The 25693-nt window shown below is 64.9% G+C and carries 24 protein-coding genes; 13 read left to right on the top strand and 11 right to left on the bottom strand.

Annotation, left to right across the window (positions count from 1 at the left end; translation table 11 throughout):
• Positions 1-52 precede the first annotated feature (52 nt).
• Together ACTZWT_RS02705 and ACTZWT_RS02700 are read right to left on the bottom strand one after the other, a co-directional pair.
• Positions 53-1228 (bottom strand): acyl-CoA dehydrogenase family protein, encoded by a 1176-nt coding sequence (locus tag ACTZWT_RS02705; protein WP_444768171.1) that lies wholly within the window; start codon positions 1226-1228, stop codon positions 53-55.
• Positions 1229-1258: 30 nt separating this feature from the next.
• The gene (locus ACTZWT_RS02700) at positions 1259-2524 is read right to left on the bottom strand and encodes a cytochrome P450 (RefSeq protein ID WP_444768170.1); all 1266 of its coding nucleotides are present in this window, start codon (positions 2522-2524) and stop codon (positions 1259-1261) included.
• 365 nt (positions 2525-2889) lie between these two features.
• Between ACTZWT_RS02700 and ACTZWT_RS02695 the strand changes: the two genes are divergently transcribed.
• Positions 2890-4062: an isovaleryl-CoA dehydrogenase gene (locus ACTZWT_RS02695; protein ID WP_444768169.1), complete on the top strand. Its 1173-nt coding sequence runs from the start codon at positions 2890-2892 to the stop codon at positions 4060-4062.
• Between the two features lie 301 nt (positions 4063-4363).
• On the opposite strand, the gene ACTZWT_RS02690 is transcribed toward ACTZWT_RS02695, so the two are convergent.
• On the bottom strand, positions 4364-5179 hold the full coding sequence (locus ACTZWT_RS02690) for a DUF2927 domain-containing protein (protein WP_444768168.1): 816 nt from the start codon (positions 5177-5179) through the stop codon (positions 4364-4366).
• Positions 5180-5265: 86 nt separating this feature from the next.
• Entirely contained in the window at positions 5266-5850 is a 585-nt protein-coding gene (locus tag ACTZWT_RS02685) for a L,D-transpeptidase (protein WP_444768167.1), read from the bottom strand.
• A gap of 183 nt (positions 5851-6033) precedes the next feature.
• Between ACTZWT_RS02685 and ACTZWT_RS02680 the strand changes: the two genes are divergently transcribed.
• A complete protein-coding gene (locus ACTZWT_RS02680) occupies positions 6034-7578 on the top strand; it encodes an acetolactate synthase large subunit (protein WP_444768166.1) in 1545 nt (514 codons plus the stop codon).
• Between the two features lie 101 nt (positions 7579-7679).
• On the top strand, positions 7680-8114 hold the full coding sequence (locus ACTZWT_RS02675) for a DUF5413 family protein (RefSeq protein ID WP_444768165.1): 435 nt from the start codon (positions 7680-7682) through the stop codon (positions 8112-8114).
• A gap of 194 nt (positions 8115-8308) precedes the next feature.
• Here ACTZWT_RS02675 and ACTZWT_RS02670 read toward each other — a convergent pair whose 3' ends face one another.
• The gene (locus ACTZWT_RS02670) at positions 8309-8626 is read right to left on the bottom strand and encodes a hypothetical protein (protein ID WP_444768164.1); all 318 of its coding nucleotides are present in this window, start codon (positions 8624-8626) and stop codon (positions 8309-8311) included.
• Between the two features lie 688 nt (positions 8627-9314).
• Between ACTZWT_RS02670 and ACTZWT_RS02665 the strand changes: the two genes are divergently transcribed.
• The 6 genes from ACTZWT_RS02665 to ACTZWT_RS02640 all read left to right on the top strand — a co-directional run bounded on the left by ACTZWT_RS02665 (position 9315) and on the right by ACTZWT_RS02640 (position 16955).
• Complete coding sequence (locus ACTZWT_RS02665) at positions 9315-9620, top strand: hypothetical protein (protein WP_444768163.1); 306 nt, start codon at positions 9315-9317, stop codon at positions 9618-9620.
• Positions 9621-9760: 140 nt separating this feature from the next.
• A complete protein-coding gene (locus tag ACTZWT_RS02660) occupies positions 9761-11737 on the top strand; it encodes a hypothetical protein (RefSeq protein WP_444768162.1) in 1977 nt (658 codons plus the stop codon).
• A gap of 7 nt (positions 11738-11744) precedes the next feature.
• The gene (locus ACTZWT_RS02655) at positions 11745-13625 is read left to right on the top strand and encodes a glycosyltransferase family 2 protein (protein ID WP_444768161.1); all 1881 of its coding nucleotides are present in this window, start codon (positions 11745-11747) and stop codon (positions 13623-13625) included.
• On the top strand, positions 13622-15088 hold the full coding sequence (locus ACTZWT_RS02650) for a hypothetical protein (RefSeq protein ID WP_444768160.1): 1467 nt from the start codon (positions 13622-13624) through the stop codon (positions 15086-15088). Before ACTZWT_RS02655 ends, ACTZWT_RS02650 begins: the two co-directional genes overlap by 4 nt.
• The gene (locus tag ACTZWT_RS02645; RefSeq protein WP_444768159.1) at positions 14979-16112 is read left to right on the top strand and encodes a response regulator; all 1134 of its coding nucleotides are present in this window, start codon (positions 14979-14981) and stop codon (positions 16110-16112) included. Before ACTZWT_RS02650 ends, ACTZWT_RS02645 begins: the two co-directional genes overlap by 110 nt.
• Positions 16113-16178: 66 nt before the next feature.
• Complete coding sequence (locus ACTZWT_RS02640; RefSeq protein ID WP_444768158.1) at positions 16179-16955, top strand: transporter; 777 nt, start codon at positions 16179-16181, stop codon at positions 16953-16955.
• Here the strand turns inward: ACTZWT_RS02640 and ACTZWT_RS02635 are convergent, their stop codons facing one another.
• From ACTZWT_RS02635 to ACTZWT_RS02615, 5 genes are all read right to left on the bottom strand, one after another.
• A complete protein-coding gene (locus ACTZWT_RS02635; RefSeq protein ID WP_444768157.1) occupies positions 16956-17999 on the bottom strand; it encodes a glycoside hydrolase family 113 in 1044 nt (347 codons plus the stop codon). It abuts the gene before it with no gap.
• Positions 17996-18691, bottom strand: a complete 696-nt coding sequence (locus tag ACTZWT_RS02630) for a response regulator (RefSeq protein WP_444768156.1) — start codon at positions 18689-18691, stop codon at positions 17996-17998. Before ACTZWT_RS02630 ends, ACTZWT_RS02635 begins: the two co-directional genes overlap by 4 nt.
• Complete coding sequence (locus ACTZWT_RS02625) at positions 18688-20919, bottom strand: PAS domain S-box protein (RefSeq protein ID WP_444768454.1); 2232 nt, start codon at positions 20917-20919, stop codon at positions 18688-18690. Before ACTZWT_RS02625 ends, ACTZWT_RS02630 begins: the two co-directional genes overlap by 4 nt.
• A 95-nt stretch (positions 20920-21014) precedes the next feature.
• On the bottom strand, positions 21015-21683 hold the full coding sequence (locus tag ACTZWT_RS02620; RefSeq protein ID WP_444768155.1) for a LuxR C-terminal-related transcriptional regulator: 669 nt from the start codon (positions 21681-21683) through the stop codon (positions 21015-21017).
• 14 nt (positions 21684-21697) lie between these two features.
• Positions 21698-22114, bottom strand: coding sequence for a response regulator transcription factor (locus ACTZWT_RS02615; RefSeq protein WP_444768154.1), 417 nt, complete (start codon positions 22112-22114; stop codon positions 21698-21700).
• 317 nt (positions 22115-22431) lie between these two features.
• Here ACTZWT_RS02615 and ACTZWT_RS02610 point away from each other — a divergent pair, with 317 nt between their 5' ends.
• The 4 genes from ACTZWT_RS02610 to ACTZWT_RS02595 all read left to right on the top strand — a co-directional run bounded on the left by ACTZWT_RS02610 (position 22432) and on the right by ACTZWT_RS02595 (position 24325).
• Complete coding sequence (locus tag ACTZWT_RS02610) at positions 22432-22665, top strand: hypothetical protein (protein WP_444768153.1); 234 nt, start codon at positions 22432-22434, stop codon at positions 22663-22665.
• A 94-nt stretch (positions 22666-22759) separates the two neighbouring features.
• Positions 22760-23290, top strand: coding sequence for a response regulator transcription factor (locus ACTZWT_RS02605; protein WP_444768152.1), 531 nt, complete (start codon positions 22760-22762; stop codon positions 23288-23290).
• Between the two features lie 203 nt (positions 23291-23493).
• On the top strand, positions 23494-23838 hold the full coding sequence (locus ACTZWT_RS02600) for a hypothetical protein (protein ID WP_444768151.1): 345 nt from the start codon (positions 23494-23496) through the stop codon (positions 23836-23838).
• Positions 23839-23971: 133 nt separating this feature from the next.
• The gene (locus tag ACTZWT_RS02595) at positions 23972-24325 is read left to right on the top strand and encodes a Spy/CpxP family protein refolding chaperone (RefSeq protein ID WP_444768150.1); all 354 of its coding nucleotides are present in this window, start codon (positions 23972-23974) and stop codon (positions 24323-24325) included.
• A 61-nt stretch (positions 24326-24386) separates the two neighbouring features.
• On the opposite strand, the gene ACTZWT_RS02590 is transcribed toward ACTZWT_RS02595, so the two are convergent.
• The gene (locus tag ACTZWT_RS02590) at positions 24387-25145 is read right to left on the bottom strand and encodes a VIT1/CCC1 transporter family protein (RefSeq protein ID WP_444768149.1); all 759 of its coding nucleotides are present in this window, start codon (positions 25143-25145) and stop codon (positions 24387-24389) included.
• Between the last annotated feature and the right edge of the window lie 548 nt (positions 25146-25693).

The raw sequence follows: 25693 nt of genomic DNA, 5'->3' as shown, positions 1-25693 counted from the left end.
CCCGGAATGACGATTCGATCGGGCTGGGTGCATTGCACGCAGCGCAGGAGACTCAATACGACCGCGGCATGCCGAGCACGTGCTCGGCGAGATGCGACAGGATCAGGTTGGTGGAGATCGGCGCGACCTGATAGAGGCGCGTTTCGCGGAATTTGCGCTCGACGTCGTATTCCTCGGCGAAGCCGAAGCCGCCATGGGTCTGGATGCAGGCATTGGCGGCCTCGAACGAGGCGTCGGCCGCGAGCATCTTGGCCATGTTGGCCTCGGCGCCGCAATCCATGCCGGCTTCGTACTTCCGGGTGGCTTCCTTCACCATCAGCTCGGCCGCGCGCATGTTGGCGTAGGCCTTGGCGATCGGAAACTGGATGCCCTGGTTCTGGCCGATCGGCCGGCCGAACACCACGCGGTCCTTGGCGTAGTTGCTCGCCTTGGCGATGAACCATTTGGCGTCGCCGACGCATTCCGCCGCGATCAGGATGCGCTCGGCGTTCATGCCGGAGAGGATGTAGCGGAAGCCCTTGCCTTCCTCGCCGATCAGATTTTCCTTCGGCACCTTGAGGTCCGTGAAGAACACCTCGGTGGTGGCGTGGTTCATCATGGTGCGGATCGGGCGGATCTCGAGGCCATGGCCGCGCGCCTCGCGCATGTCGACCAGGAACACCGACAGGCCCTCGGTCTTCTTCGCCGCCTGATCCTTCGGCGTGGTGCGCGCCAGCAGGATCATCAGGTCGGAATATTCGGCGCGGCTGGTCCAGATCTTCTGGCCGTTGACGACGTAGTCGCCGTTATCGTCCTTTTTGGCGAAGGTCTTCAGCGAGGTGGTGTCGGTGCCCGAGGTCGGCTCGGTGACGCCGAAGGCCTGCAGCCGCAATTCGCCGGAGGCGACCTTCGGCAGCCACTTCGCCTTCTGCTCGTCGGAGCCGTGCCGCAGCAGCGTGCCCATGGTGTACATCTGGGCGTGGCAGCCGCCGCCATTGCAGCCGGCGCGCTGGATCTCTTCCAGGATCGCGGCCGCGGCCGACAGCTTCAGACCGGCTCCGCCGTATTCCTCGGGGATCAGCACCGACAGATAGCCGGCGGTGGTCAGCGCGTCGACGAAGGCTTGCGGATAGGCCATCTCGCGGTCGAGCTTGCGCCAATATTCGCCGGGGAACTGCGAACACAGTTTGGCGACGGCGTCGCGGATGTCGTGGAATTCGTCCTGCTCCGCGGCGGCATGATGTTTCATTTTGGAGGCTGTCTTCTTTTTCTTAAGGGGTCATGAGATGCGAACCGGCAAGGACTCGTAGCCCTTGACGAAGCTCGAATACACCCGCTTCGGCTCCCCCACAACTTCAATGCGCTCGAACCGTTTGAGCATTTCTTCCCAGACGATCTTCAGTTGCAATTCGGCCAGCCGCATCCCGACGCAGCGGTGGATACCGAAACCGAACGACAGATGGATCTTCGGCCGCTTGCGGTCGATGATGAACTCGTTCGGGCGCTCGATCACCTCGTCGTCGCGGTTGCCGGAGACGTACCACATCACCACCCGGTCGCCCTTCTTGATGGTCTTGCCGCCGAGTTCGGTGTCAGCAAGGGCGGTGCGGCGCATATGCGCCAGCGGCGTCTGCCAGCGGATCACCTCGGGTACCATGGTGTCGATCAGCGACGGGTTTTCGCGCAGCTTGGCGAACTGGTCCGGGTTCTGGTTCAGCGCCAGCACCGAGCCGGTCATGGTGTTGCGGGTGGTGTCGTTGCCGCCGACGATCAACAGCAGGATGTTGCCGATCAGATTGTCGCGGTCCATCTGCCGGGTGGCGTCGTGATGCGCCATCATCGACAGCAGGTCATTCCGCGGTTCGGAATTGACGCGCTCGTTCCACATCGCCGCGAAGGTCGCGGCGCATTCGTTCAACTCGCTGCGGCGCTCCTCCTCCGACGCCACGATCATGCTCTTGGGCAGCGAGGTGGCGACGTCCGACCAGCGCGTCAGCTTGCGGCGCTGCTCGAACGGGAAGTCGAACAGCGTCGCCAGCATCTGCGTCGTCAGCTCGATCGAGACCCGCTCGACGAAGTTGAAGGTCTCGTTGCGGGGCAGGCCGTCGAGCACGGTCTGGGTCCGGCCGCGGATCAGCACCGCGAGTTCGTCGAGATGGTCCGGCGTGAACATCGGCGACACCGTCTTGCGCTGCGCCGAATGCCGCGGCTCGTCCATCGCGATGAAGCTCGGCCAGTCGTAGCCCTGCGGCGCGTCGCGGATCGAGATGCCGCCGAGCGTGGAATCCGACGAGAAGATGCCGTGGTTGGTGTCGACATGCATGATGTCGTTGTATTTGGTCACGCTCCAATACGGCTCGATCGGCGCGTTGGTGCAGTAGTGCACCGGCTCTTCGTTGCGCAGCCGCTCGAACCACGGCCACAGCGTGTCGTCGCGGAAGTGCCGCGGCGCGCCGGGGTGGAATTGCGACAGCGGCGTCGCATAGGCTTCGTCGCGCGCGGCGCGCTGGCGGGCGGCGTTGTCGATCTCGATGGTGCCGTGCATGAAGGGCCCTCGGTTGTTGTGTGTTGGCGTTTCTGTCCGACGGGCCGTTGGCGCGGCGATCGGCTGGTCTCCCCGTCCGCCGTCTTGATCGCGGCGGATCGTGCGGGCGCGATTACAACCGGTTGTCGTGGCGAGAGCAAGGTACTCCCGTCACATCCGGGGCCTCGGCCGAACAAATTGATTTGACGACGGATTTTCCATCCGGCGGCGTCTTGCGTCGAGACGCTGGCGAAGGCGTCCCGGACGCGTCGCCGGAGCGACCAATGGAGCCTTCTCAGCCCTGCGGCGCCATGACATGGTGGCCGCAACCAGAACACTGGCGCGCGGCTTCAATGCTGCGCCCGACGAGTGGAGACGTTCCGACCATGATCCCCAACGCGCAGAGCATGTTCAATTTCGATCTCGGCGAGACCGCCGATGCGATCCGCGAGACGGTGCGGGATTTCGCCTCGAACGAGATCGCGCCGCGCGCGGACGCGATCGACAAGACCAACACCTTCCCGCGCGATCTGTGGCCGAAGCTCGGCGAGCTCGGGCTGCACGGCATCACCGTCGAGGAGGAGTATGGCGGGTCGGGTCTCGGTTATCTCGAGCACTGCATCGCGGTCGAGGAAATCTCCCGCGCCTCGGCCTCGGTCGGCCTGTCCTACGGCGCCCATTCCAATCTCTGCATCAACCAGATCCGCCGCAACGGCAGCGAGGCGCAGAAGCGCAAATATCTGCCGAAGCTGATCTCGGGCGAACACGTCGGCGCGCTGGCGATGTCCGAGCCCGGCGCCGGCTCCGACGTGGTGTCGATGAAGACCCGCGCCGAGAAGAAGGGCGACCGCTTCGTCCTCAACGGCAACAAGATGTGGATCACCAACGGCCCGATCGCCGAGACGCTGGTGGTCTACGCCAAGACCGATCCGAACGCCGGGCCGCGCGGCATGACCGCGTTCCTTGTCGAGAAAGGCTTCAAGGGGTTCAGCACCGCGCAAAAACTCGACAAGCTCGGCATGCGCGGCTCCGACACCGGCGAACTGGTGTTCGAGGATTGCGAGGTGCCGGAGGAGAACGTGCTCGGCGAGGTCGGCCGCGGCGTCAACGTGCTGATGAGCGGGCTCGACTACGAGCGCGCGGTGCTGGCGGCGGGGCCGCTCGGCATCATGCAGGCGTGCATGGACGTGGTGATGCCCTATGTGCACGAGCGCAAGCAGTTCGGCGAGCCGATCGGCACGTTCCAGCTGGTGCAGGGCAAGATCGCCGACATGTATGTGACGATGAACGCCTCGCGTGCCTACGTCTATGCGGTGGCGAAGGCCTGCGACCGCGGCCAGACGACGCGCGAGGACGCCGCCGGCGCCATCCTCTACGCCGCCGAGAAGGCGACGCAATGCGCGCTCGATGCGATCCAGCTGCTCGGCGGCAACGGCTACATCAACGACTACCCGACCGGCCGTCTGCTGCGCGACGCCAAGCTCTACGAAATCGGCGCCGGCACCAGCGAAATCCGCCGCATGCTGATCGGCCGCGAGCTGTTCGCCAAGACGGCGTAGCGGGGGATAGTTCGGCGAGGATCTCTTCCCCGCGCAGGGCATCACCTCTCCCCGCGCGCGGGGAGAGGTCGGCTTGCATCGCTAGATGCAAGCCGGGTGAGGGGGCGCCTCGACAAGGCCGAGAGTCAGCGACTCGCCTCGCCCCTCACCCCAACCCTCTCCCCGCAAGTGCGGGGCGAGGGAGCTCGCCGTGCGTGGCGAGAGTCAACGTGCCTGGTGAGGGTCAGAGCGCTTGGTGAGGGGACGAGCCGCCGCTGATGGTGTTGCCGGCAAGCGATGTTCGTGGTCGCCCGTGCCCGTCTCACGGCCCCGTCCCGTTCACCCTCGCGATCCAGCCACGCACGTCGCTCATCACTTGCGGCAGCACCGCCTTGACCTCCTGCACGGTCATCCCGGGCTTCACCTCGGGGTGATACAGGATGTTCATCAGATACTGGTCGTAGACGTCGAAATAGCCCTTCTGGACGTCGTCGTTGAACATCGTCCACGGCACCTGGTCGGTGTCGTTGATCGGGCCGAGCGACTGCAGCAATTCCTCATAGGCGCAATCGAGGAAGACGAAGTCGCCGTTGTCGACGGTCAGGATCACCTGGGCCTGTTCGATCTCGTATCGGTCGTTCTTGCGGAAGCCGGACAGGCATTGCGGGTCGAGCGAATCGTGGATCTCGCGGGCGCGCTCGGCGCCGTAGAAGGTCGCGATCGTCTTGCCGAGATTGCGGTCGCGCACCAGGTGGACGGTGACGTTGGCCTCGTCGCTATCGTCGGTCATCGCGATGTCGAGATGGCGCACGCGTCGAGCGATGTCGGCGACCACCCGGGAAAGCTGGGCGCGCCGGTCGGGCCGGCTCTCGCCCTCGGCGTAGACCCGCACCGGACCATCGAACTTCCGGATGCGGTCGACCCGGCCGGCGACATGGTACTCGGCCCCGAACGCGATCTTGAAGAAGCCGTCGAGGATCTGGCTGTCGCTGAAGTCCGTCTTCTCGGCGCGATGGTTCGCCGGGATGTCGGTGTTGTCGGCCGCGGACGATGAAGCCACGACGGACGCCGTCAGAACCGCGACGACGATCGCCGCGAGCGCGCGTCGGATCGGCGGGGGGCGGGTGCCACATTGCATCGCCGAACGCTGCCGCAATCGCGGCGGCCGCACAACCCGCAATTCGAGGCACCGGGCCGCCAACGCGCCCGGTGCACGCGATCGTGTCAGTTCTTGACGACGACCTTGGTGCCGACGCGGACGCGCTCGTAGAGGTCCTTGACGTCCTCATTGGTCATCCGGAAGCAGCCGGACGACACCGCCTGGCCGATCGTCTCCGGTTCGTTGGAGCCGTGAATGCGGTACAGCGTCGAGCCGAGATACATCGCCCGCGCGCCGAGCGGATTGTCCTCGCCGCCGGCCATGTGGCGCGGCAGATCCGGGCGGCGGCGCAGCATCTGCGCCGGCGGCGTCCAGCTCGGCCATTCCTTCTTCGCCGTGATGCGGTGGGTGCCGGCCCAGCGGAAGCCGTCGCGGCCCACGCCGATGCCATAGCGCAGTGCGGTTCCGTCGGCGCCGACCAGATACAGCCGCCGTTCCGAGGTGCTGATCACGATGGTTCCGGGCGCATAATTGCCCATGAAGTGGACGCGCTCGCGCGGCACCGGGCTCACGCCGGAGGAGCCGGAACGGAAGAACGGCCCGAAGCCCATCACCTCGCGCAGATCCATCTCCTGCGCGGGCGCCTGGGAGATCCCGGCTGCGGCAAAGGCGGCGGCGAAGGCGAACAGGCGAACAGCGGAAGCGATCATCGATGAACCTCGCAATCGTCAGAATGTTACCCAAGACAGGCCACAATCATAGCGCCGGCGCAAGCCGTCCGGGCAGCGCGCATTGTCGCCTCGCGCAATTCTGATCCGCGCTGTGGCCCTTTGACGAAACCCGGGAACAATGATTGATCGGTTGAAGAAACGCCACAACCGGGGAGAGATATGATGAACGGTGCCGAAAGTCTGGTGCGGACGCTGGTCCATGGCGGCGTCGACGTCTGCTTCACCAACCCCGGCACCTCGGAAATGCACTTCGTCGCCGCGCTCGATCGCGTCGAGGGCATGCGCTGCGTGCTCGGCCTGTTCGAGGGCGTCGTCACCGGCGCCGCCGACGGCTATTTCCGGATGAAGCGCACGCCCGCCTCGACGCTGCTGCATCTCGGCCCCGGCCTCGCCAACGGCCTCGCCAATCTGCACAACGCCAAGAAGGCCAGTTCCGGCATCGTCAATATCGTCGGCCAGCACGCCACCTACCACATCGACTACAACGCCCCGCTCACCTCGGACATCGAAGGCCTGGCCCGGCCGATGTCGGCCTGGGTCCGTACCTCACCGGACGCTCAATCCGTGGCGCGCGACGGCGCCGCTGCGATCGCCGCGGCCAGGAGCGCGCCGCCGCAGATCGCCACGCTGATCCTGCCGGCCGACACCGCGTGGGGCGAAGCCGACGGCATCGCCGAGGTGCCGGAGGATTCCCAGCGCCCGAGCTACTCGCCGCACGCGGTGGAAGCCGCCGCGCGCGTGCTGCGCTCCGGCGAGCCGACGCTGCTGCTGATGACCGGCGGCGCGCTGACCGAGCACGGCCTCGACCTCGCCGCGCGGATCGCCGGCAAGACCGGATGCCGTGTGATGGGCCAGACCTACAATCCGCGGATGGCGCGCGGCCGCGGCCGCTATTCGATCGAGCGGATTCCCTATGTGATCGAATCCGCGCTGCCGATCCTGAAGGACTTCCGCCACATCGTGCTGGTCGAGGCCAACGATCCGGTGGCGTTCTTCGCCTATCCGAACAAGCCGAGCCTGCTGAAGCCCGAAGGCTGCGAGGTGCATCGCATGACTGAGGGCGGCGAGAATTCGGTCGCAGCGCTCGAAGCGCTGGCCGGCGCGCTCGGTGCGAAAGCGCAGGACGCGCAGCCGCAGAAACTCGTCGAGATCGCGCGGCCGAGCGGCGCGCTGACCCACGCCTCGATCGCGCAGGCGATCGCCATGGCGATCCCGGACAACGCCATCGTGATCGACGAATCGATCACCACCGGCCGCGGCTTCTTCCCGCCGACGGCGGCGGCCGCGCCGCACGACTGGCTGCAGAACATGGGCGGCTCGATCGGGTTCTCGCCCCCGGTCGCGGTCGGCGCCGCGGTGGCCTGCCCGGACCGCAAGGTGATCTGCCTGGTCGGCGACGGCAGCGCGATGTACACGCTGCAGGCGCTGTGGACCCAGGCGCGCGAAAATCTCGACGTCACCACCGTGGTGTTCGCCAACCAAAAATATCAGATCCTGCGCGGCGAGTTCGACGGCGTCGGTGCCGGCGAGCCGGGCCAGCGCGCCCAGGACATGCTGTCGCTGGATCGGCCGAACCTCGACTGGGTGTCGCTGGCCCGGGGCATGGGCGTGCCGGCCCGCGCCGTGACCAGCGCCGATGAACTCAACAAGGCGCTCGACGCCGGCATCGCCGGCAGCGGCCCGAATCTGATCGAAGTGCAGATGTAGCCGGCGGGCAGCGCCGGCCGGCGCCTGCCGCGCCAGTTGTCGAAGTTGGTGGTTCTGCGTAGCGTAGGCCGCAGGGCGGAGCTGCCATCGGTGGAGTAGGCATGAAGCGATATCTGATTTTCGGCGCGCTCGGTCCGTTCGTCGGCGGGCTGCTGCTGCTGTTGGCGACCAGCTATCTGTCGGGCTACTGGGCCCACACCAATCTGATGGAGGTGAAGAAGTTCGTCGTCGTGCTGTTCAGGTCGCTACAATACAGCTACCTGTTCGGCCTGCTGCCGGCGCTGATGATGGCTGCGATCGACGAGATCATCTGCCACCTTCGCCCGATCGGCCCGCGGATCCGGATGCTGATCGTCGGCCTGATCGGCTTCGTCGCCACCGCCTTTCTGTATTCCAACCGCGGCGCCGACGCCGGCTCGCTGCAACTGGTGCTGTACGGGCTGGTCGGCCTGGTGCCGGCGATGCTGTCGTCCTGGCTCGCCGAGAAGTTCTGTCCGCCGGTCGTCACGAAGACGACGGGGCAGGCGTCGGCCTAGGGACCGGTGGTGATCCGGCCGTAGGTCAGGTCCCGTGCCGCGAAACGCATGGCTGATTCCGCCTGCACACCGATACAACGTCATCCTACGCGAACGCGTAGGATCCAGTATCCCCGAAGGTGTCGGCGGAAAGCGGAAGCTCTGCCATACTGGATCGCCCGCTTCCGCGGGCGATGAGTGTGGGGTGTGGATCGTCAGCCGCGCGCAGCGGCGCTGCCCCAGTCGCTCAGGCTTTCGATCGCGTCGTCCTGCAACGCGGTGTCGATCTTGTCCTTCAACTCGGCATGGCGATGGCGCGCCGATTCGAATTCGGCATCGCTCATCGCGCCGCGATGCGACCGGATCTGCGGATCGAGCCGCAGGAATTCCTCGGTCTCCGCGGGTGAGAGGCCTGCGATCACGGTGACGCCGCGCGCGTCCTTGATCAGCGCGCGCATCTGCTCCAGCCATTGCCGCAGCGCGGTCTCCTGCTCGAGCAAGCCGATGATTTTCTGTTCGAGGGTGTGAGCCATGATGTTCGTCCGCCTCCCGCCAATGGTCTGCTGAGCCATCTGCCCAGTCGCCTAACCGACCACCGCCGCGGCGGCTTTGTGCCGGATCAATTGCTGCGGTGCGTCGGTGTGCGGCCGATTGGCGCGAATGCAAGCGAGGGGCAGAAGCAAAGGAAGCGCAGAAACGTCGGGCGCTCGCCCTGTGCTGTGACAAGTACAAGATATTCGATGAGCGATGCGATGATCGGGATCGAGTGCGTCGGGTCAAAGGCACTGGTTGCGCGTCGGCGCGCGCACATAGCCGGACGCGTTGGAGGGGCGCCACCACAGCCTCTCGTGTGATCACGTCTCGGTGGCGCGGCCACGTCGTTGTGTCGCTGAGATGATCGGTCGCACGTCCTTGCGGTGATATCAGCACCCGGTACGTATTTCGCGATTCAGGGGCCGTTTTAGCACCCGGCGCAGCCGTTGAAATCGATATGTCATGATCTAAGTAATATCGCGTACGGATAGAGAGAAATACTCTAAGTAATCGCCCGTTGTCAGAGTAAGTACTTATGTCGCGAGTAAATATTCTTCTTTGTGGTAGCGTATTCAAGTATTATTAAGTGAAGCATCTTATCCATGCGACATGGCAAGCTCGCAACGACAATTGCTTCAGGATGCGGAATTCGCGCGGCGGATCGCCGAGATACGCGCCCGGTTTTTTTTGAAACTCGACGACAGGATCAAGTGCATTGACGGCAGCTTCGAAGCGATGCCGAGCCACCTGAAGGATTCGGCGGCAGCCGTCGCGCAGGCCTATCGACACATTCACGATATCTGCGGCGTCGCATCGACGGTCGGACTGGCCACGACCGGTCTGGCGGCGCGTTCGCTCGACAGCCTCTTGATCGATCCGTTTCGCGCGCAGCGCGGGCTGACCGGCGACGAACTCGCGCAGTTGAAGGTTGGCCTCACTGCGCTCCGGACCGCCGCGCTCGCCGACATTTCACATGAGACAGTTCAGGAGTGAGAACCTTGATGCGATCCTCTGCACGCGTTCTGCTTGCCGCATGTCTGACTGCGACCGTCACCCCCGCTGCCCGATCCGAGCCGAAGCCCGTCCTAACCAATCGCCCCACGGTGGTGCGCGCGCAGCCGCAGCCCCGCAATATGGTGGCGGTCGTGCCCGAGGTGCGCGAAGCGCCCGCCGATCCACAATTGCTGAAGTCGATTTCGGTCGGAGTGCTGTTCGCCAATGTCGGCTATCCCAACGGCTTCCGGTTCTCCAATCTCGGCGGCCGCCGCGAGATCTACATTCCGGTGCCGCAAGGCATCGAACTCAGTCTCGCTGCCCTGAAGCTGGTGTTCGACGACGTCAGCGCCCATGACGCGCGCCGCAGCCTTGAAGTTCTGGTGAACGATCGGTCGGTGTCGGCCGTCGCGCTCGACGGCAAGAGCAGTGCCCGCACCGTCCATGTGCCGCTGCTCGGCGCGGTGGCGCGCGACGGCTTTCTCAAGCTGTCGTTTCTGTATTCCGGCGCGGCGACGCAGGATCGATGCATCGACGTCCGCTACGTCGGCGACAGCCTGACGGTGCGCCCGGAATCCGCGGTCGAATTCGAGGTCGGCGTGCGCGGCGCGCCGAGTATCGCCGCGACCGCGGCGCTGTTGCCGCAGAATGTCGCCATCCTGCTGTCGGATCCGAGCCCGCCGTCGGAGGATGTCGCGGCAGCGTTGACGCTGGCGCGGTCGCTCAGCGCCAACGGCCGGCAGATCAGCTTCTATCACGGCGTCGAAAACCTGCCGCCGCTGGTGAAGCCCGACGACCGTCGTCAATGGATACGCGGCCTGATCGTGGTGGGTGGTCTCGATCGCATGGTGGGACACGTCGACGCGCCGCTGCCGAGCCTGGCCAGCACGGCCGAAACCACCCCGATCGACAATACGCTCGCCGCCGGCAGGATCGGCGGCATTCCGATGCTGATGGTGACCGACGCCGCCTCCGCGCGGGCCGGCCGCCTGATCGGGAATCCCTCTCTCGCGGCGTTGCGTGACACGCCGTCCGCCTCGGTCGGGCACGTCACGTCGCCAAACGGCCCGACCGAACGCGTCAGTTTCGATGAACTCGGCCTGGTGCCGGCGAAGGCGGAAGTGTTCGGCCGTGCCGATCTCGCCGTCACCATCGCCAACCGCATGCTGGCGGGCGGCACGAGGCCATCCCGGATCCTGCTCGATGTGATGGTGGCGCCGGACGGCGCCGGCGAGAAGGCCGTCGTGAGCGCCTTTCTCAACGAGCGGCTGATGTCGAGTGCGGTCGCCGCGATCGGCGAGCCGACCCGGCTCGATCTGGCGCTTCCCGAGGGGCTGGTCGGCGCGGTCGCGAACATACGCGTGGTGGTTCAGCGTCGAAGCGCGCAGGGCGATTGCAGGTTCGAACCGCAAGGGTATCCGGCGGAAATTCTCGGCTCGAGTTCGGTCATTCTGTCGCCGACCGGCGCCACCGCGCGGGACTTTTCCGACCTGTCGACGTTCTGGGCAAATGGCGTTGAAGTGCTGGTGCCCTCCACGACGGCGGTGAAGCCGCTCTCCGTGCTGCCGATGCTGGCGGACGTTCTTGACGGGCTGTCGCGCGAATCCGCGCCGATCGCCGTGCGATATGTCGACGCCGGCGCTGCGCCGGCGCCGACGGCGTCGTTCATCGCGGTCAGCAATCTGGCGCCGGTCGGCGCCGGGCAACGGGTCAGCTTCGATCGCGGCAGGGTGGCGATCGTCGATCGCTCCGGCCGAACGCGACTCGATGTCGGCGGATTCACCACCGGCGCGGTGGCCCAGATCGTGACCGCCGGGGAGATTCCGGGACTCTGGATCAAGCCCCTCGGCGCCGATAGCGCGCTTCCGGTCGCTCCTGGCGTCGACCTCGATCGCGGCGATGTGGCGTTTCTCGACAAAACCGGCGTTGCGTTGGCGATGTCGACCGAGCGCGACACCCTGCTGCGGGTGTCCTATCCCGAGCAAAGCTCATGGCTGAGCACGTTCGAGCGCTTCCGATCCTGGATCATCGGCGGGATCTGGGTTCTCATCACGCTGACCCTGCTGTTCATTCTGCAGCGCCTGTATCGTCGCCGCGCAACCGCCGCGGGCGAGTGAGGGCCGGATGCAGCCGCTCTCACCCTCCGATCTCGCTCTCGGTGACTTGCTGGTCGCCCGCCGGGTCCTCAGCCTGCCGCAACTCGACGAGGCGGTCGGCCTCGCCGAGGCCTGGCATGTCCGGCTCGGCGACGCCATCCTGTCGCGGGCCTGGGTCGAACCGGCCGTGTACTACCAGGCGGTCGCCTATCACTACGAGCTGCCATTCGTCGATCTGATCGGCGACGCGCCGGACCGGTCGCTGCTCGCCGCGGCCGACGCGGACGTCTACTCCCGTCGGCTGACGATGCCGTGGCGGACCCGGGACGGCAAAATCGTGATCGCGACTGCGGAGCCGGGGCCGGACGTCGTGCTGTTCGCTCGGCAGCGCTGGGGCAACGCGATCGAATTCGTCGTCGCGTCGAAATTCGACATCATCTGGGCGGTGCAGACGGTCTTCGCCGACGCGCTGTCGCATCGCGCCGTCTACGAACTCGCCGAGTTCGATCCGGACATGTCCGCCCAACAGGTGTTCACGCCGGTTCAGGTTCTGTTCGGCTACCTGATCGCGACCTGTCTGCTGATCGGACTGGCGGTCGTCCCGATCGCGACGCTGATCGCGATCAACCTGATCATGAGCCTGTTCTATCTCGGCAACTTCCTGTTCAAGGGCGTTCTGGTCTCGGTGGGAGGCGCCCGCTCGGTCGATCGCGACGAGGCCATCGCGATCGCGGCGCGCGCGCTCACCGACGACGAGTTGCCGGTGTTCACCGTGCTGGTGCCGATGTATCGCGAGCCGAAGATGCTGCCGATGCTGGCGCGCTCGCTGCGTCAGCTCGATTATCCGCTCGGCAAGCTCGACATCAAACTGGTGCTGGAAGCCGACGATCACGAAACCATCGAGGTCGCCAGCACGCTCGGGCTCGAAGGCATCTTCGAAGTCATCCGGGTGCCGCCGTCTCATCCGCAGACCAAGCCGAAAGCCTGCAACTTCGCGCTTCAGTTCGCCCGCGGCGAATTCCTGGTGATCTACGACGCCGAGGACCGGCCGGAGCCGGATCAGCTCCGCAAGGTGGTGGCGACGTTCCGCCAGTCGTCGGCCAACACCGCCTGCCTGCAATGCCGCCTCAGCTACTTCAACGCCCGCGAAAACTGGCTGACGCGGATGTTCACGCTGGATTACGCGCTGTGGTTCGACCAGATGCTGCCGGGGCTGGAGCGGCTCAACGTCCCGATCCCGCTCGGCGGCACATCCAATCATTTCAAGATCGACGTGCTGCGCGAACTGCACGCCTGGGATCCCTTCAACGTCACCGAGGACGCCGATCTCGGCGTTCGCCTCACTCAGAAGGGCTACCGCGTCGGCGTGGTCGACTCCACGACCTTCGAGGAGGCGAGCTGCCACACCGGCAACTGGATCAGGCAGCGCTCGCGCTGGATGAAGGGCTACATGCAGACCTTCCTGGTCCACACCAGGCGTCCGCTGCATCTGCTGCGCAGCATCGGTCCGCTCGGCTTCCTCGGCTTCGTCTTCTTCATCGGCGGCACGGTGCTGGCCGGACTGATCAATCCGGTGTTCTGGCTGATGTTCGCGATCTGGCTGATCGGGCTGACCAACGGGTTCGATCGGGTGTTTCCGGAGCCGCTGCTCTATCTCAGCCTGTTCAACCTGCTGGCGGGCAACGGCGCTTTCATCTTCCTCAACATGCTGGCGCCGATCCGAAGGGGGTGGCTCAATCTGATTCCCTACAGCCTCACGGCACTCGGCTATTGGGTCCTGATCTCGATCGCGAGCTACCGCGGGCTCTGGCAATTGCTGCGGAATCCGTTCTACTGGGAGAAGACCAACCACGGGGTATCGAAGCACGTCGTCGAAGAGCTGGCGCTCGGTCAGGAGACGACGACATGAATCGCGCTGTCCCGGTGCTGTCGGCGGCGCTGCTGACCTTCGTCACCGTGCTGCTGATGGCGAAGGCCGCCGCGAATGCGGGTCTGGTGCCGGAGGACGCGATCACGCTGTGGTCGAATGCGATCACCGCGAGCGACAGCCAGATGCCGATCGGGCGGGTGCTGGCCGCCTATCCGACCATCCCGTTTCTCGCCACGACGCTGCTGGAGTTTCTCAATCCGGTCGGCCTGTCGGCGCCGGTGGTGCTGACGGCCTTCGTGCTGGCGGCGCTGGCGAGCGTCTGGCTCGTTTCCTTTCGGCGCGCCGGATTGCCGCTGTTCGCAGCCCTCGCGGCGACGCTGCTTCTCGCTTTGCATCCCGCAATGCTGCGGGCGGCCATCGCCGGCCCCGCAGAAATCATGCTGGCCGGATTTCTCTATCTGCTGAGCCGCGCGCTCTACGACATCCGCGCCCGCAGCGCCGCGCCGGAAGTGATGGCAGTCGCGCTCGCGATGCTGGGGCTGACGTTCACTCATCCGATGGGCGCCGCGTTGACCTGCGCCGCGGTTCCGCTGCTGGTGTTCGCGCTGCGACCGGAATTGCTGGCGGGCTCGGTGCTCAACCTGATCGTCGCGCTGGTGTTTCCGACGGTGTTCTGCGTCGCCGCTTTCACCTACATGTCCTGGGTGTTTCCCGGCAGCGGCTGGAGTTTTCTGGTTGCTCCGTCGGAAGGTCTGGCGGCCTGGACGGTCGGGTTTTCTCAATTGTTCGGTCGCGGCCTCAGCGGTTCGCTGGCGCTCGACGCGGGGATCGCGGTGGCGGCGGCACTGCTGATGGCGGCGCCGATCGTCCCGATCGCAATCGGCTGGGTGCTGCAGCGTCGGCCGCTGGTCGCCCCCCCCGTGGTAATCATTGTGATGACGATGGCGGCGGCCGGCATTGCGGTTATCACCGGCCTGTTCGGTGATCCGGCCGCACTGGCGGTGATGCCGCCGATTCTGGCCGCCGTCATCATGGTGCGCGTGCCCGTGGTCCGTGAGCGACTAGCCTTCGCGGTTTCGTTGCTGGTCGTGGGATGGATCGGCGGCATCGCCGGTCTGGTGTTGCTGGACCCGCGAGGCGCCATCAACGTCAGCATCGCGCTCGACGGCGGTCGCACCGATACCGAGCGGGCCGCCGCCATCAATCTCGGCAATGCAACGATCGGCCTGGATGGTGTTCTGGTCGACACCTTCAGTGCCCCGGCCGTGGTGTTGGGCCGTGGCCGGGCAAAGGGACTGTTTTCGCCGTCCGACGATGCGTTCAACTTCGGTGTGCGCTTCTCCAGAATCGAGACGCCGTTCGTCGCCGTGCCGGATCCGCAGGTCGGAGCCGGTGCGCAGGACCGTCTCAACAAGGCATTTCCAACCCTCTATTGGCGCGGCGCGCCCGGCTATCGATTGGTTTACGAGAACGCGAACTGGAGATTGTTCGCGCGGGATTGATGCGGTCCGGATTCACCGGCGTTTGGGAATGAGCTGTCGCTCGACACAGGGAACTATCTGTATGCGAATTCTGGTTGTCGATGACAGTGAGGATGCGCGCGATGTCGCCGAGGCGATGCTGCTTGCCGCGGGCTACGAGGACATCCAGACGTCTGAATCGGCGGAGGAGGCGTATCACATTCTCGCGGTAGGAACTTCAGCCCCGGCAACGGTGTCGCCCGTCGATCTTGTCCTGATGGACATCATGATGCCGGGGATCGACGGCATCGAAGCTTGCGCCCGGATCCGCGGCGAACCGCATTTGATGGACGTGCCGATCATCATGGTGACGTTGCTGGACGACGTCGACAATCTCGCCAATGCCTTTGTCGCCGGCGCCACCGACTACATCACCAAGCCGATCAAACGGGTCGAACTGCAGGCCCGGGTTCGTTCCGCGCTGAAGCTGAAATCCGAACTCGATCGACGTCGTGCGCGAGAGCGGGAGCTGCTCGAGTTCCTGTCCAACCTGGGCGACCGCCGGACGTCGCACTGGATCGACCAGGCCACCGGACTGATCGTCGGCGATGTCGCCGAAGCCTACCTGATCGCGGAAAATCACGCCGTCGGCGAGATGTCCGTCATCGCTCTCGGTGTCGATCGGCTCGAGGCCTTGCGCCAGAGCCGGGGAGACGCGGCAACGGCGGAGATCTTGTCTCGCGTCGCCCGCTCGGTCCGCGCCGCGGCAGCGACGGTCGGGGTCGTCGCCGCCGCCTATCGCAATGGCACCATCGTGCTGATCGCTCCGGATCTGCCGTTTCAGCGCGCATTCGAACTCGGGGACACGCTACGCGCCGCGGTGTCGGATCTTCGCATCGCCAATCCGGAAGCGATTTACGCCGACCACGTCACCGCGAGCGTCGCGGTCGTCACCGGCCAGGTCGATAGCGGCATCGAGAGAATACACTTGCTGACACGGGCGATGGCGGCGGTGCCTCGCGCAGCCGCCGATGGCGGCGATCGCACCGTGCGGGAAGTCGCCTGACGTTTGATGCGGTGCAAACCGCGTACAGGGGAGTGCGGAGAGGTGCGCAGATTCATAGGGCTCGGGGTGTTGACCGCAATCGGCATGACGGCGTCTCACACCGCAGCGCTCGCCGCCGCGTGGACGCTGCAGCAAGGCCAGGGATACGGATACGTCACGACAACGGCCAGTGCGGCAAGTAAGGCGTTCGACGGCACCGGTACGCAGCAGCGGATCCCACGCTACCGGAAGGTCGAGTCGCAGGCCTGGATCGAATACGGTATCACCGACTGGTTCACGGTGATCGTTTCGCCGTCGTTGCAGTACGTCGACATCGCCGCGCCGATCGACGCCAGCCGCACGGGACTAGGCTACACCGATCTCGGCGGCAGGGTGCGGCTCTGGACCGACGGCTCATGGGTGGTGTCGGCGCAGACGACCGTCCGGATTCCGGGCACCTACGACAAGTCGAACGTGGCGGCGATCGGATACACGGACCCCGAAATCGATGTCCGCGGTCTGGTGGGATACAGCTCCACGCTGGGAGGGCTGCCGGCCTTCGTCGATGTCCAGATCGCGCAGCGGTTCAGGCTGGGCGGCCCGCCGGACGAATTCCGGGCCGACATCACCTTCGGCATTCGGCCGCAGGAGCGCTGGTTGCTGCTGGCGCAATCATTCAACGTGGTTTCGGAAGGAACGGGCAGCTGGGGATATGCGAGCTTCGCGTATCACAAGTTACAACTCAGCGCGGTCTACGCCCTGACGTCGGCGCTGTCGCTGCAGGTCGGCGGCTACACCACCTATGCGGGACGAAACGCGTTGCAGGAAAACGGCTTGGTGCTCGGGGCCTGGTTCAGGTTCTGATCAGGGCTTGCTGCAGATTCCGGTCCAGGCGCAGGACAACACGGCTTGCGCCGGCTTGCCTTGCACGGTGAAATCGGTGTCGGCGGCGCCGCCGGCCGCTGGGTCCGTGAACCAGCGCCAGATCATCACGCCGCCGATGGACGGGCGGTCGAGCGCTGCCAGCCAGTCGGCGATGACATCGGCCTGCAATTGCTGATCGGGTTCGGCGACGCGTTCCTCCGCGCTTTCCCACGGCTTCGCCGTCGCGCCCTTTGCCGATCTCAAACCGATTTCGCCGACCAGGATCGGTTTGTCGACGCGGCGCGACAACAGTTCGAGGCGATCGGCGACGCCCCGCATCACCGACTGCCTGCCGGCGCGATCGTCGTCGGCTCCCAAGGGTGGATAGAGCGACACGCCGATCGCGTCGAGCAACGGCCAGAACGTCAACGCTTCGGCCTCTTCGACATTGTGGGCGACGTAGAACAATTGCCCGGGAAAGATCCGGCGTGCGGCGGCGATCAGCTCGATCCACTCCGGCCGGTGGCTGGTCTTCTTGAGTTCAGTACCAATCGACAGTCGCTCGGCTCCTTCTTCGGCCGCGATCCGTGCGATCCGCTCGAGCTCGGTCCGGTAGCGGGAGAACCAGATCCGCCACGCCGCCTCGGAATCCGGTTCGACCGCGCCGGCCCAGCTCTCCGGCACCCAGATGTGAGGCTTCACGACGACGGACAGGCCTTGCCGGTGGGCCTGGCGGATCGCGATCCGCAGGGCCTGGTCGGGCATCTCGCTGCCCGATCCGATCTCGGAGCTCGAAATCGTCGGTTGCCAAAGGAACGGAATGATAGCGACGGCGCGCGCGCCGAGATGCCTGGCGAGGCTCAGTGAGCGCTCGGCGTCGGCGCTCCCGAATGGATGGCCCGTGGTTGCGACAAGGTTGAAGCCGTCGAGCCGCTGAGCGACGGCTTGACTGGTTGCTGCGATCGTCAGCGCCAGAGTCAGGGCCGTCAGCAGCGGGGAAGAGCGCCGACACCGGTCGCTTGATCTGCCCGGCGCCAGGGTCACATTACGAAGTCCTTCTCAGCGTCACGTGCCGAGATGCCCGCGAGCAGCAGATCGAGCGAGCGATTCACAGTGCCGAGATCGGCCGAACCGATGACCTCGTCGGCGATCGCATGTTCGAGGTCGGCGGCGAGGTCGCCGAGCTGCGGAAAGCCAAAAACGCCGGAGGCGCCAGCCAGGCCGTGAGCGATCTCGCCGATCTCCTTCAAGCCCGCTTTCGTCGGCGTTGCCTTGCCGAGAGTGCCGGCGAGTTGCTTCAGCCTGGCGACATCGTTGTCGAGCCGGTGCAGAAAATCGCTCTGCAGTCGCGCGAGTTTGCTGTCGACCGGCTCGATCAGCGAACGCACCGAGGCCGCGAGCGTCATCGGGTCGAACGGCTTGGGTATGACGCCGACGGCGCCGAGAGACCGGAACAGGTCGAGTTCACGGGTCTGGGCGCGCGCGGTCATGAAGATCACCGGAATGCTCGCGGTGGTCGTGCTTGCGCGCAAGCGGACCAGCGTCGCCGGACCATCCATTTCCGGCATCATGACATCGAGCAGGATGATATCGGGCGGCCATTCGGCGGCGGCGGCGATGGCTTCGGAGCCAGATCCGCAACTGCGTGTGATGAATTCCGAATCCAGACCGAGCGAGATGGCCGCGATTTCGCGAATGTCCGGCTCGTCGTCGACATGAAGGACACGAATCGTCATGCGACCTCGCGGCGTTCGCGACGTTCGCGTCGATCGGGGCGGGCCAGGCAGCTCTGGACTGTCGCCAGCAACAAATCCAGCGGGGTCTTGGATTTGATCAGGGCTGCGCGGACCTGCCGGTCATAGGCAGGCTCGATCGGGCCGGCGCAGAAAATGATCACCGGAATGGAATTGCCATCGAGGTCGTGCAAATCAGGTAACAATTCCAGCCCGCAATGCTCGCCGAGCGCCAGATCCAGCACGGCCAGATCGATCCGGTCGACCGACAGGATCTGTCGTGCGCCCTGAAGCGAATTCACTGAGATCACCTGGGCGGTCGCGCTGAGGGTATGGGCGACGATTGCCAGGACGTCCGGGTCGTCATCAAGGTGCAGAATTCGATAGTGCGGAACCGGCGATGCGTCGTCGACCGGATTCGTCCACTCCGGAAGATCGACGCAGAACACCGTTCCTCCGCCGGCCGCGTCGTCGAAGCTGACCTGGCCATTCAGCCGTTCGACGATCTGCTTGACGATGCTGAGGCCGAGGCCGGTGCCGCCCTTTCGCCTCGCATCGGTCGCGTCGGCCTGGGCGAATTTTTCGAACATATGCATCCGGAATGCGGCCGGAATTCCGGAGCCCCGATCGCGAACCGAAATGCGGACAAGGTCGTCGCATCGTTCGACCGCGACCAGCACTTCCTGCCCCGGCTGGGAAAACTTGATCGCGTTGGAAAGCAGGTTGGTGATCACCTGCGCCAGACGGTCGGGGTCGGCATTGACTTCGCCGCTCGCCGATGCGGCGGCGAGCCGCACCTTGACACCATAGCCTTCGGCGAACCCACGATTGCTCTCGATCGCCTGCTCGACGGTGATGCGGGCGTCGACCCGGCACAGATTGAAGACTACACGACCGTCCTCGAGCTTTTCGATGTCGAGGATGTCGTTGATGAGGCGCACCAGCCGCTGGCTGTTCTTGTGCGCGATGGCCACGAGCCGTGCCGCCGGCTCCGGAAAGTTGCCGGTCCATTGCCCGACCAGGAGGCTGAGCGAGCCGGAGATCGACGTCAGCGGCGTACGCAGTTCATGACTGACGGTTGAAACGAATTCATCCTTGAGCCGCTCCATGTGCTTGCGAGCGCTGATATCCCGTATCGCCGCGGTCACCAGGATGCCGTCTTCGCTTTCCAGCGGACTGAGCATGATCTCGATCGGGAATTCGCTGCCGTCCTTGCGCCGGCCGGTGAGTTCGATGCCGGCGCCCATGTGCTGGGCCAGCGCGTCTTCCCGGGATCGCAACCGGTCGGCGATCAGCCGCTCGGCGAATCCCGCGGGAATGATGTTGGTCACCTTCTGTCCAAGCAACGCGTCCCGCCGATAGCCGAATTGCTTTTCCGCCTGGAGATTGAGCAGGACGATCTCGCCGCCCTGATTGACCACCACCATGGCGTCCGGCGCCGCTTCCAGAAGCGCCCGGTATCTGCCCTCCATCTGGACCAGATGCCGCTCAGCGTCCTTACGCTGCGAGATGTCCCGGATCGCGGCGGTGACCAGCACCCCATCGGCGCTGTCGAGCGGGCTCAACATGATTTCGATCGGGAACTCGCTGCCGTCCTTGCGGCGCGCGATGAGTTCGATGCCGGTTCCGATCTGCTGGGCGCGCGCATCCTCGACCGATCGAAGCTTGTCGGCGATCAGACGCTCGGCAAAGCCCTCCGGGATGATATTCTTGACCTGCTGCCCCAGAAGCTCGTCCCGGTGATAGCCGAATTGCTTCTCGGCCTGAACATTCAGAAGCACGATATCGCCGGACTGGTCGACGACGACGATCGCGTCCGGCGCTGCTTCGAGCAGCCCGCGATATTTTCCCTCCAGCTGAGCCAGATGCCGTTCAGCTTCCTGGCGCTGGCTGGCGTCGACGATGACCACCAGAACAAGGTGATCGTGCTCCAGCTGGACGGGCGTCAGCCCGATCTCGACCGAGAACTCGCTCCCGTCCCGCCTCAAGCCGAAGAACTGCTGTCCTGCCGCGATGCGGTGGGTCGCCGGACGTCGGCTGAAGCCGTCGCGGTGACGGGCGTAATCCTGGCGAAGGCGGGGCGGAATCAGCATCTCGGCCGTCTGCCCGATCAGCCGCTCCCGATCATAGCCGAATTGTCGTTCGATCTCGGCATTCACCATCACCATCCTGCCGTCACCACTCAGCATCAACATGCCCATCGGACTGGCCTCGATAGCGAGCCGAAACATGTCTCCCGCGAGCTTGTGCCGTTCGACGCCGGGACCACCCGGAACTTCCGACAGGTACGGAACCCCGGCTTCGCCGAAACTACTGTCGGCCGTGCTCATGTCGTGCTGAGCGCGATTCGAACCAGATCGGCTGCGTTCCGGGCGCCGATCTTCTCCATGACGCGGGCCCGATGCACTTCGAAGGTCCGGGTGCTGATGCCGAGCCGATGGCTGCCTTCCTTGTTGGAAGATCCTCCGGCTATCAGCGCCATCACCTCGCGTTCCCGGGGCGTGAGCGGGCTTCGCACCAACACGGGAGGCCGGGAGGATTCGAGTCCGGTCGGTGGATCCAGCGTATGCCGCCAGGCGTCGACGCTGTGGCGTCCGCGGGCGATGGTGTTGTCGATGTCTGCAGGACGATCCCCCGCGTAGTTCAGGCGGTCCATGATGTCGCAAGCGCGCTTGGCTTCCTGGATCGCGGTTTCGAGCAACGACCTGGCCCCGCCGATTTCCTCGGTCACGCCGGAGACCTCGATCCGGTGCTTGATCTCATAGAGATACAAGAGGAGTGCGGTGAGCGGTTCGTTCATCTGGTGCGCGATCGCAGCGCCGATCTCGTCGGTCGCCCACATCGAGGCCGATGACACCGGTTCCACGTGGCTTCCGTTGAGGCCCTGATCGCCGGACAGTCGCGCGGCTGCGGGTGACTGGGGGTCGAAAGATTTGGGATCGAAAGATTTGGGATCGACTGATTTGGGATCGAATTGTTTGCGCTTCAGAGGCATTTGGTGATCCTTTCTCAGCGCTTCAGTTGCGCAGTGCAATCGAGAGCAGCCCCCTGAACCAGGCATGCATCGATCGCCGACATGAGTTCCATCGGGGAAAATGGTTTGCGCAACACCGATGCGGCCCCGAGCTTTCGGGCCATCGTGAGGAAATCGAGACGCGGGCCGTCCGTCCGGAAGCGCAGCCCTGAAATTGCAATGATCGGAACCAACGGCGAGGTCCGACGGAAACGGGAGATCATGCTCAGTCCGTTTTCGCCCGGCATGAAAATATCAGCCAGCACCAGGTCGAAGGCGTATTTGTTAAAGGCCTCTGTCCCCGAACTGGCATCGGCGGCGTATGTGGTGCGATAACCTCGATAGTGCAGCAGCGTGTTGATCGCCGCGCCGATCGACGGGTCGTCATCGACGATGAGGACAGAAGCCGTCAATGCAACGGCCGCAACAGCCGGAGTTCCGAGGCGCCATGTGTCGTCATCAGGAAATCTCCTATCGAGCGTCGGCGATTGAGTCGCTCCACTCTTGCAAGCAACCTGACACTCGTCTGATCAAAAGCGATCACAAACCCCGAGACAAGTACTTACGAAGAGAAGCAAATTTGTACGCATTGTTGCGAACTGGCCGGCTCGAATCCGTGTCACTAGTCTGCAACATGCTACGCCGTCAGGATCGACGCGTCTTCGACCCATCGGATCATGCCCATCGGATAATGATCGATGGGGTCTCAGTCATCATCAAAGGACTGGCGATGAAACAGGTGTCCTCGGACCGCGATGCAACAACTGGATACTCCGCCGATCATCTGGACGAACGCGACCGGGTCATTGAAAAGCTGAGATCGGAAAACCGGAAGCTGAGAAGCCTTGTCGTGAGCCTTTCCCAGACCGTGCTCAGGAATGTCGTCGCCGAAGGCCCGACAAAAGTTCCATTCGGCAGCGTCGCAACTACAAAGCGCGGCACGCGTGTATTGTTCCCATTGTAAGGCGCGGCAGGGTCAATACGCGGATGGCGGTCCAGCGGCGGGCATCAGGCCGACCGATCGGGAGCGGCGTCCGCAGAGATGGTGAGGCGATGACGTGCGAATTCTCCTTGTCGACGATGACGACGACGTTCGTGCCGCAATGGGCCGTGTTTTGGCGGACGCCGGACACGACGTCACCCAGGCGGACAACGGCCGGGAAGCCGTGTCGATGGCCGTGACGATGAAGTTCGATCTGGGCATCGTCGATATCTTCATGCCGACGATGGACGGGCTGGAGACAATTCGGCATTTCCACGGGCACTTGCCGTTGCTGCGGATCCTGGCGATTTCCGGATCACGACGTCGGCGTGGCGCGACGGCCCCCCGCTTCCTGAATGCCGCTATTGCGTTTGGCGCGGCTTCGACGCTTGCGAAGCCGTTCTCCTCGAGCGAACTGCTTTGTGCAGTGCACTCGATCGATCGTCTTGTGGCCGCGGCCAATGCAATATCCGCCGGGGTTGTGCGATGCGGCGACCCGTTCCCGAAGGCCGCGCACGATGAGCGCCTTGAAAATCGATCCCGCTTCGAGCGAACCGCGACGGGGGAGATCGCGCGGCGGCACTTGTCCTGCAAAGGAGCGCCGTGATCGATTAGATAACCGCACTCAGCTCGGACTTGCATCTCCGTCGGTCGGCCTTCGCGCCGCCGAATCATTAACGCGCGTCAGTGGTCCGTTCTGACCAGCTTTGGTGCGGCCGATCATTAAAGATAGCTCATCACCGCCCAGCCTTTGGCAGACCATCGGTGACTGAGAGTGCATTTGCTCCCGCCCCATCGTGGAGATGCATCATGCCCCTTTTCGATCAGGAAGAGTTCGTATGCGCGCTGGCAAAAAAGTGGGGCCACGGCTTCCTCAATGATCCGGACGGTCTGTTCTGCGCCTTTGAATTTCCGTCCTGCCGCGGTTGTCCAAAGTCAGTCGGCGCCGGCAAGAGCTCGGCGTGTTCATCCGATGACCCGATGAAGGCGCAGGCCTGGCGTGATGTCCCGGGGCCGCTGTCGGCCGGCGAAGGGGGGCGTCCACTACGATTGGTATCAAACCCCGTCGGGCGCTCGAGCGGCACCTCTGGAGCGTTTTCGAGCGATGTGGACGCCGGTTGGCAGTCACGGTCGTCTCAATCGAGCCAACCTTGAAAGGAAAACGATCATGCGGAAAGCACTCGTCGTTCTGACCACAGCCGCCTTGCTGGCGGGCGTCGTGACGGGTCCGGCGGTCGCACGGGACCGGTCGGACCGCTCCGTTCGCACGGAATTGACCGAGAGCCAGATGGCCGACAAGGCGGCGGCTCGCGCCGCCCAGATGAAGGTCGATCTGCGCCTCACGCTGGATCAGGACAAGCACTGGGCCGGATTCCAGGCGGCGATCGTCGAGGTCTGGAAAACCCGGGCTGAACAGCGGGCCTCCTGGCGCAATGCGCGCGCCAACCAGGCCGACCAGCCAGGCAAGCCGAATCTGATCGATCAGATCCGCAAGGATGGCGATGCTCAGATCGAGCGCGGCAATCTTCACAAGAAACTCGCCGATGCCGCCCAGCCGCTCTACGAGAGCCTCGACGAGCAGCAAAAGCAGCGGTTCGCCGAAGCGCTGGCGAGCAGGGGGCGCTATCGGCATTCCGATTGAGTGAGGCGCGTTCGACCGGACAGCCTCGATCGCGAGCAGCTTGACGGCTGCTCGCAAGACCCTAGAGGATCGTTCCGAAAATCTTGCCGATGCCGGCCGTGAGCCCCAGCGCCAGCGCGCCCCAGAACGTCACGCGGATCGTGGCGCGCAGGATGTTGGCCCCGCCCGCCCTGGCGCCTACGGCACCGAGCACGGCGAGGAACCCGAGCGAAGCGGCCGATGTCAGAGGGATCAGCAGGTTCGCGGGCGAGATGATCACAATCAGCAGCGGCATCGCGGCACCCACCGTGAATGTCAGCGCCGAGGTGAGGGCGGCCTGCACCGGCCGGGCCGTCGTCGTCAGCGTGATGCCGAGTTCGTCGCGCGCGTGCGCGCCGAGCGCATCCGACTTCATCAATTGTGCGGCCACCTGCCGGGCGAGCATCCGGTCGACGCCCCGCCCGACGTAGATCTCGGCGAGTTCGTCGAGCTCGCCGTCGGGATCATCGCGCAACTCGCGCGCCTCGCGCCGAAGGTCGGCGTTTTCGGTGTCGGATTGCGAACTCACCGAGACGTATTCGCCCGCGGCCATCGACATTGCGCCGGCAACAAGTCCGGCGACGCCGGCAATCACCACATCGTTCTGATGCGCCGCCGCCGCGGCAACGCCGACGATCAGGCTCGCCGTCGAAATAATCCCGTCATTGGCCCCCAGCACCGCCGCGCGCAGCCATCCGATACGATTGACGAGATGGAGCTCCTTGGGGCGGACGGATCTGATCACGAAGCGGCTCCGGGACGGGGTGCAAGATCGAGACTCGTCGACGAGCCCAAACGCCATGTCTCAATGCGATTCTCCGCGGGTGTGCAACGAATCCGAGCGGACGTCGGTGCTTCGGCTCGTTGAGCTGCAGCCCGCCCGGGGCGCCCGGGGATCGTTGCGTCGTCGATCGGGGAAGTTACTTGCGAGGACGGCCCCTCTTTGCAAGCTGAATGCCCTCGCAATCGGCTGCAAACTGCAGGAGGCCGGCTTGCTTCAGGGCTTCAGCGCGCTGCGGCCCCGGCTTCATTTTGCGGGCAGCCTCCAGAGCTTCCCTGGCATCCTGCTCCGAACTGCCGGACCGGAATCGCGTGCGCATGTTCCGCTGGGTGCCGGTCGAGCCGGGCGCCGAATCGGACGATGTCACGCTCAGATTGGTGGGCTCCCCCCGATCCCCCATGTGTCGCTCCCCTCAGCCCTGGCGATCGCAGCGTCGGCTATCGATCGGCCCGCCGCCGGACGCGTCCGGCTGCTGGTCGCCGGCGCCATTGCGGCCGTTGTTGTGGTGATCGGCTCCGTGCTGCCCAGGCCCATGACCTGATGGTCCAGAAACTTGAAGGCTTGACGAG

Source organism: Rhodopseudomonas sp. NSM (genome assembly GCF_052445935.1).
Taxonomy (GTDB): Bacteria; Pseudomonadota; Alphaproteobacteria; order Rhizobiales; family Xanthobacteraceae; genus Rhodopseudomonas.
Note: the sequence above shows the minus strand (reverse complement) of the source record. Positions and strands in the feature narration are given on the sequence as shown.

Bases quoted from the DNA above. Each gene is read 5' to 3' on its own strand.
- ACTZWT_RS02630 (WP_444768156.1), bottom strand. From the start codon at position 18,691: ATGACGATTCGTGTCCTTCATGTCGACGACGAGCCGGACATTCGCGAA.
- ACTZWT_RS02590 (WP_444768149.1), bottom strand. From the start codon at position 25,145: ATGGCGTTTGGGCTCGTCGACGAGTCTCGATCTTGCACCCCGTCCCGG.
- ACTZWT_RS02655 (WP_444768161.1), top strand. From the start codon at position 11,745: ATGCAGCCGCTCTCACCCTCCGATCTCGCTCTCGGTGACTTGCTGGTC.
- ACTZWT_RS02620 (WP_444768155.1), bottom strand. From the start codon at position 21,683: ATGCCTCTGAAGCGCAAACAATTCGATCCCAAATCAGTCGATCCCAAA.
- ACTZWT_RS02695 (WP_444768169.1), top strand. From the start codon at position 2,890: ATGATCCCCAACGCGCAGAGCATGTTCAATTTCGATCTCGGCGAGACC.
- ACTZWT_RS02595 (WP_444768150.1), top strand. From the start codon at position 23,972: ATGGCCGACAAGGCGGCGGCTCGCGCCGCCCAGATGAAGGTCGATCTG.
- ACTZWT_RS02700 (WP_444768170.1), bottom strand. From the start codon at position 2,524: ATGCACGGCACCATCGAGATCGACAACGCCGCCCGCCAGCGCGCCGCG.
- ACTZWT_RS02690 (WP_444768168.1), bottom strand. From the start codon at position 5,179: ATGCAATGTGGCACCCGCCCCCCGCCGATCCGACGCGCGCTCGCGGCG.
- ACTZWT_RS02705 (WP_444768171.1), bottom strand. From the start codon at position 1,228: ATGAAACATCATGCCGCCGCGGAGCAGGACGAATTCCACGACATCCGC.
- ACTZWT_RS02650 (WP_444768160.1), top strand. From the start codon at position 13,622: ATGAATCGCGCTGTCCCGGTGCTGTCGGCGGCGCTGCTGACCTTCGTC.
- ACTZWT_RS02675 (WP_444768165.1), top strand. From the start codon at position 7,680: ATGAAGCGATATCTGATTTTCGGCGCGCTCGGTCCGTTCGTCGGCGGG.
- ACTZWT_RS02610 (WP_444768153.1), top strand. From the start codon at position 22,432: ATGAAACAGGTGTCCTCGGACCGCGATGCAACAACTGGATACTCCGCC.
- ACTZWT_RS02685 (WP_444768167.1), bottom strand. From the start codon at position 5,850: ATGATCGCTTCCGCTGTTCGCCTGTTCGCCTTCGCCGCCGCCTTTGCC.
- ACTZWT_RS02670 (WP_444768164.1), bottom strand. From the start codon at position 8,626: ATGGCTCACACCCTCGAACAGAAAATCATCGGCTTGCTCGAGCAGGAG.
- ACTZWT_RS02660 (WP_444768162.1), top strand. From the start codon at position 9,761: ATGGTGGCGGTCGTGCCCGAGGTGCGCGAAGCGCCCGCCGATCCACAA.
- ACTZWT_RS02680 (WP_444768166.1), top strand. From the start codon at position 6,034: ATGAACGGTGCCGAAAGTCTGGTGCGGACGCTGGTCCATGGCGGCGTC.
- ACTZWT_RS02600 (WP_444768151.1), top strand. From the start codon at position 23,494: ATGCCCCTTTTCGATCAGGAAGAGTTCGTATGCGCGCTGGCAAAAAAG.
- ACTZWT_RS02625 (WP_444768454.1), bottom strand. From the start codon at position 20,919: ATGTTTCGGCTCGCTATCGAGGCCAGTCCGATGGGCATGTTGATGCTG.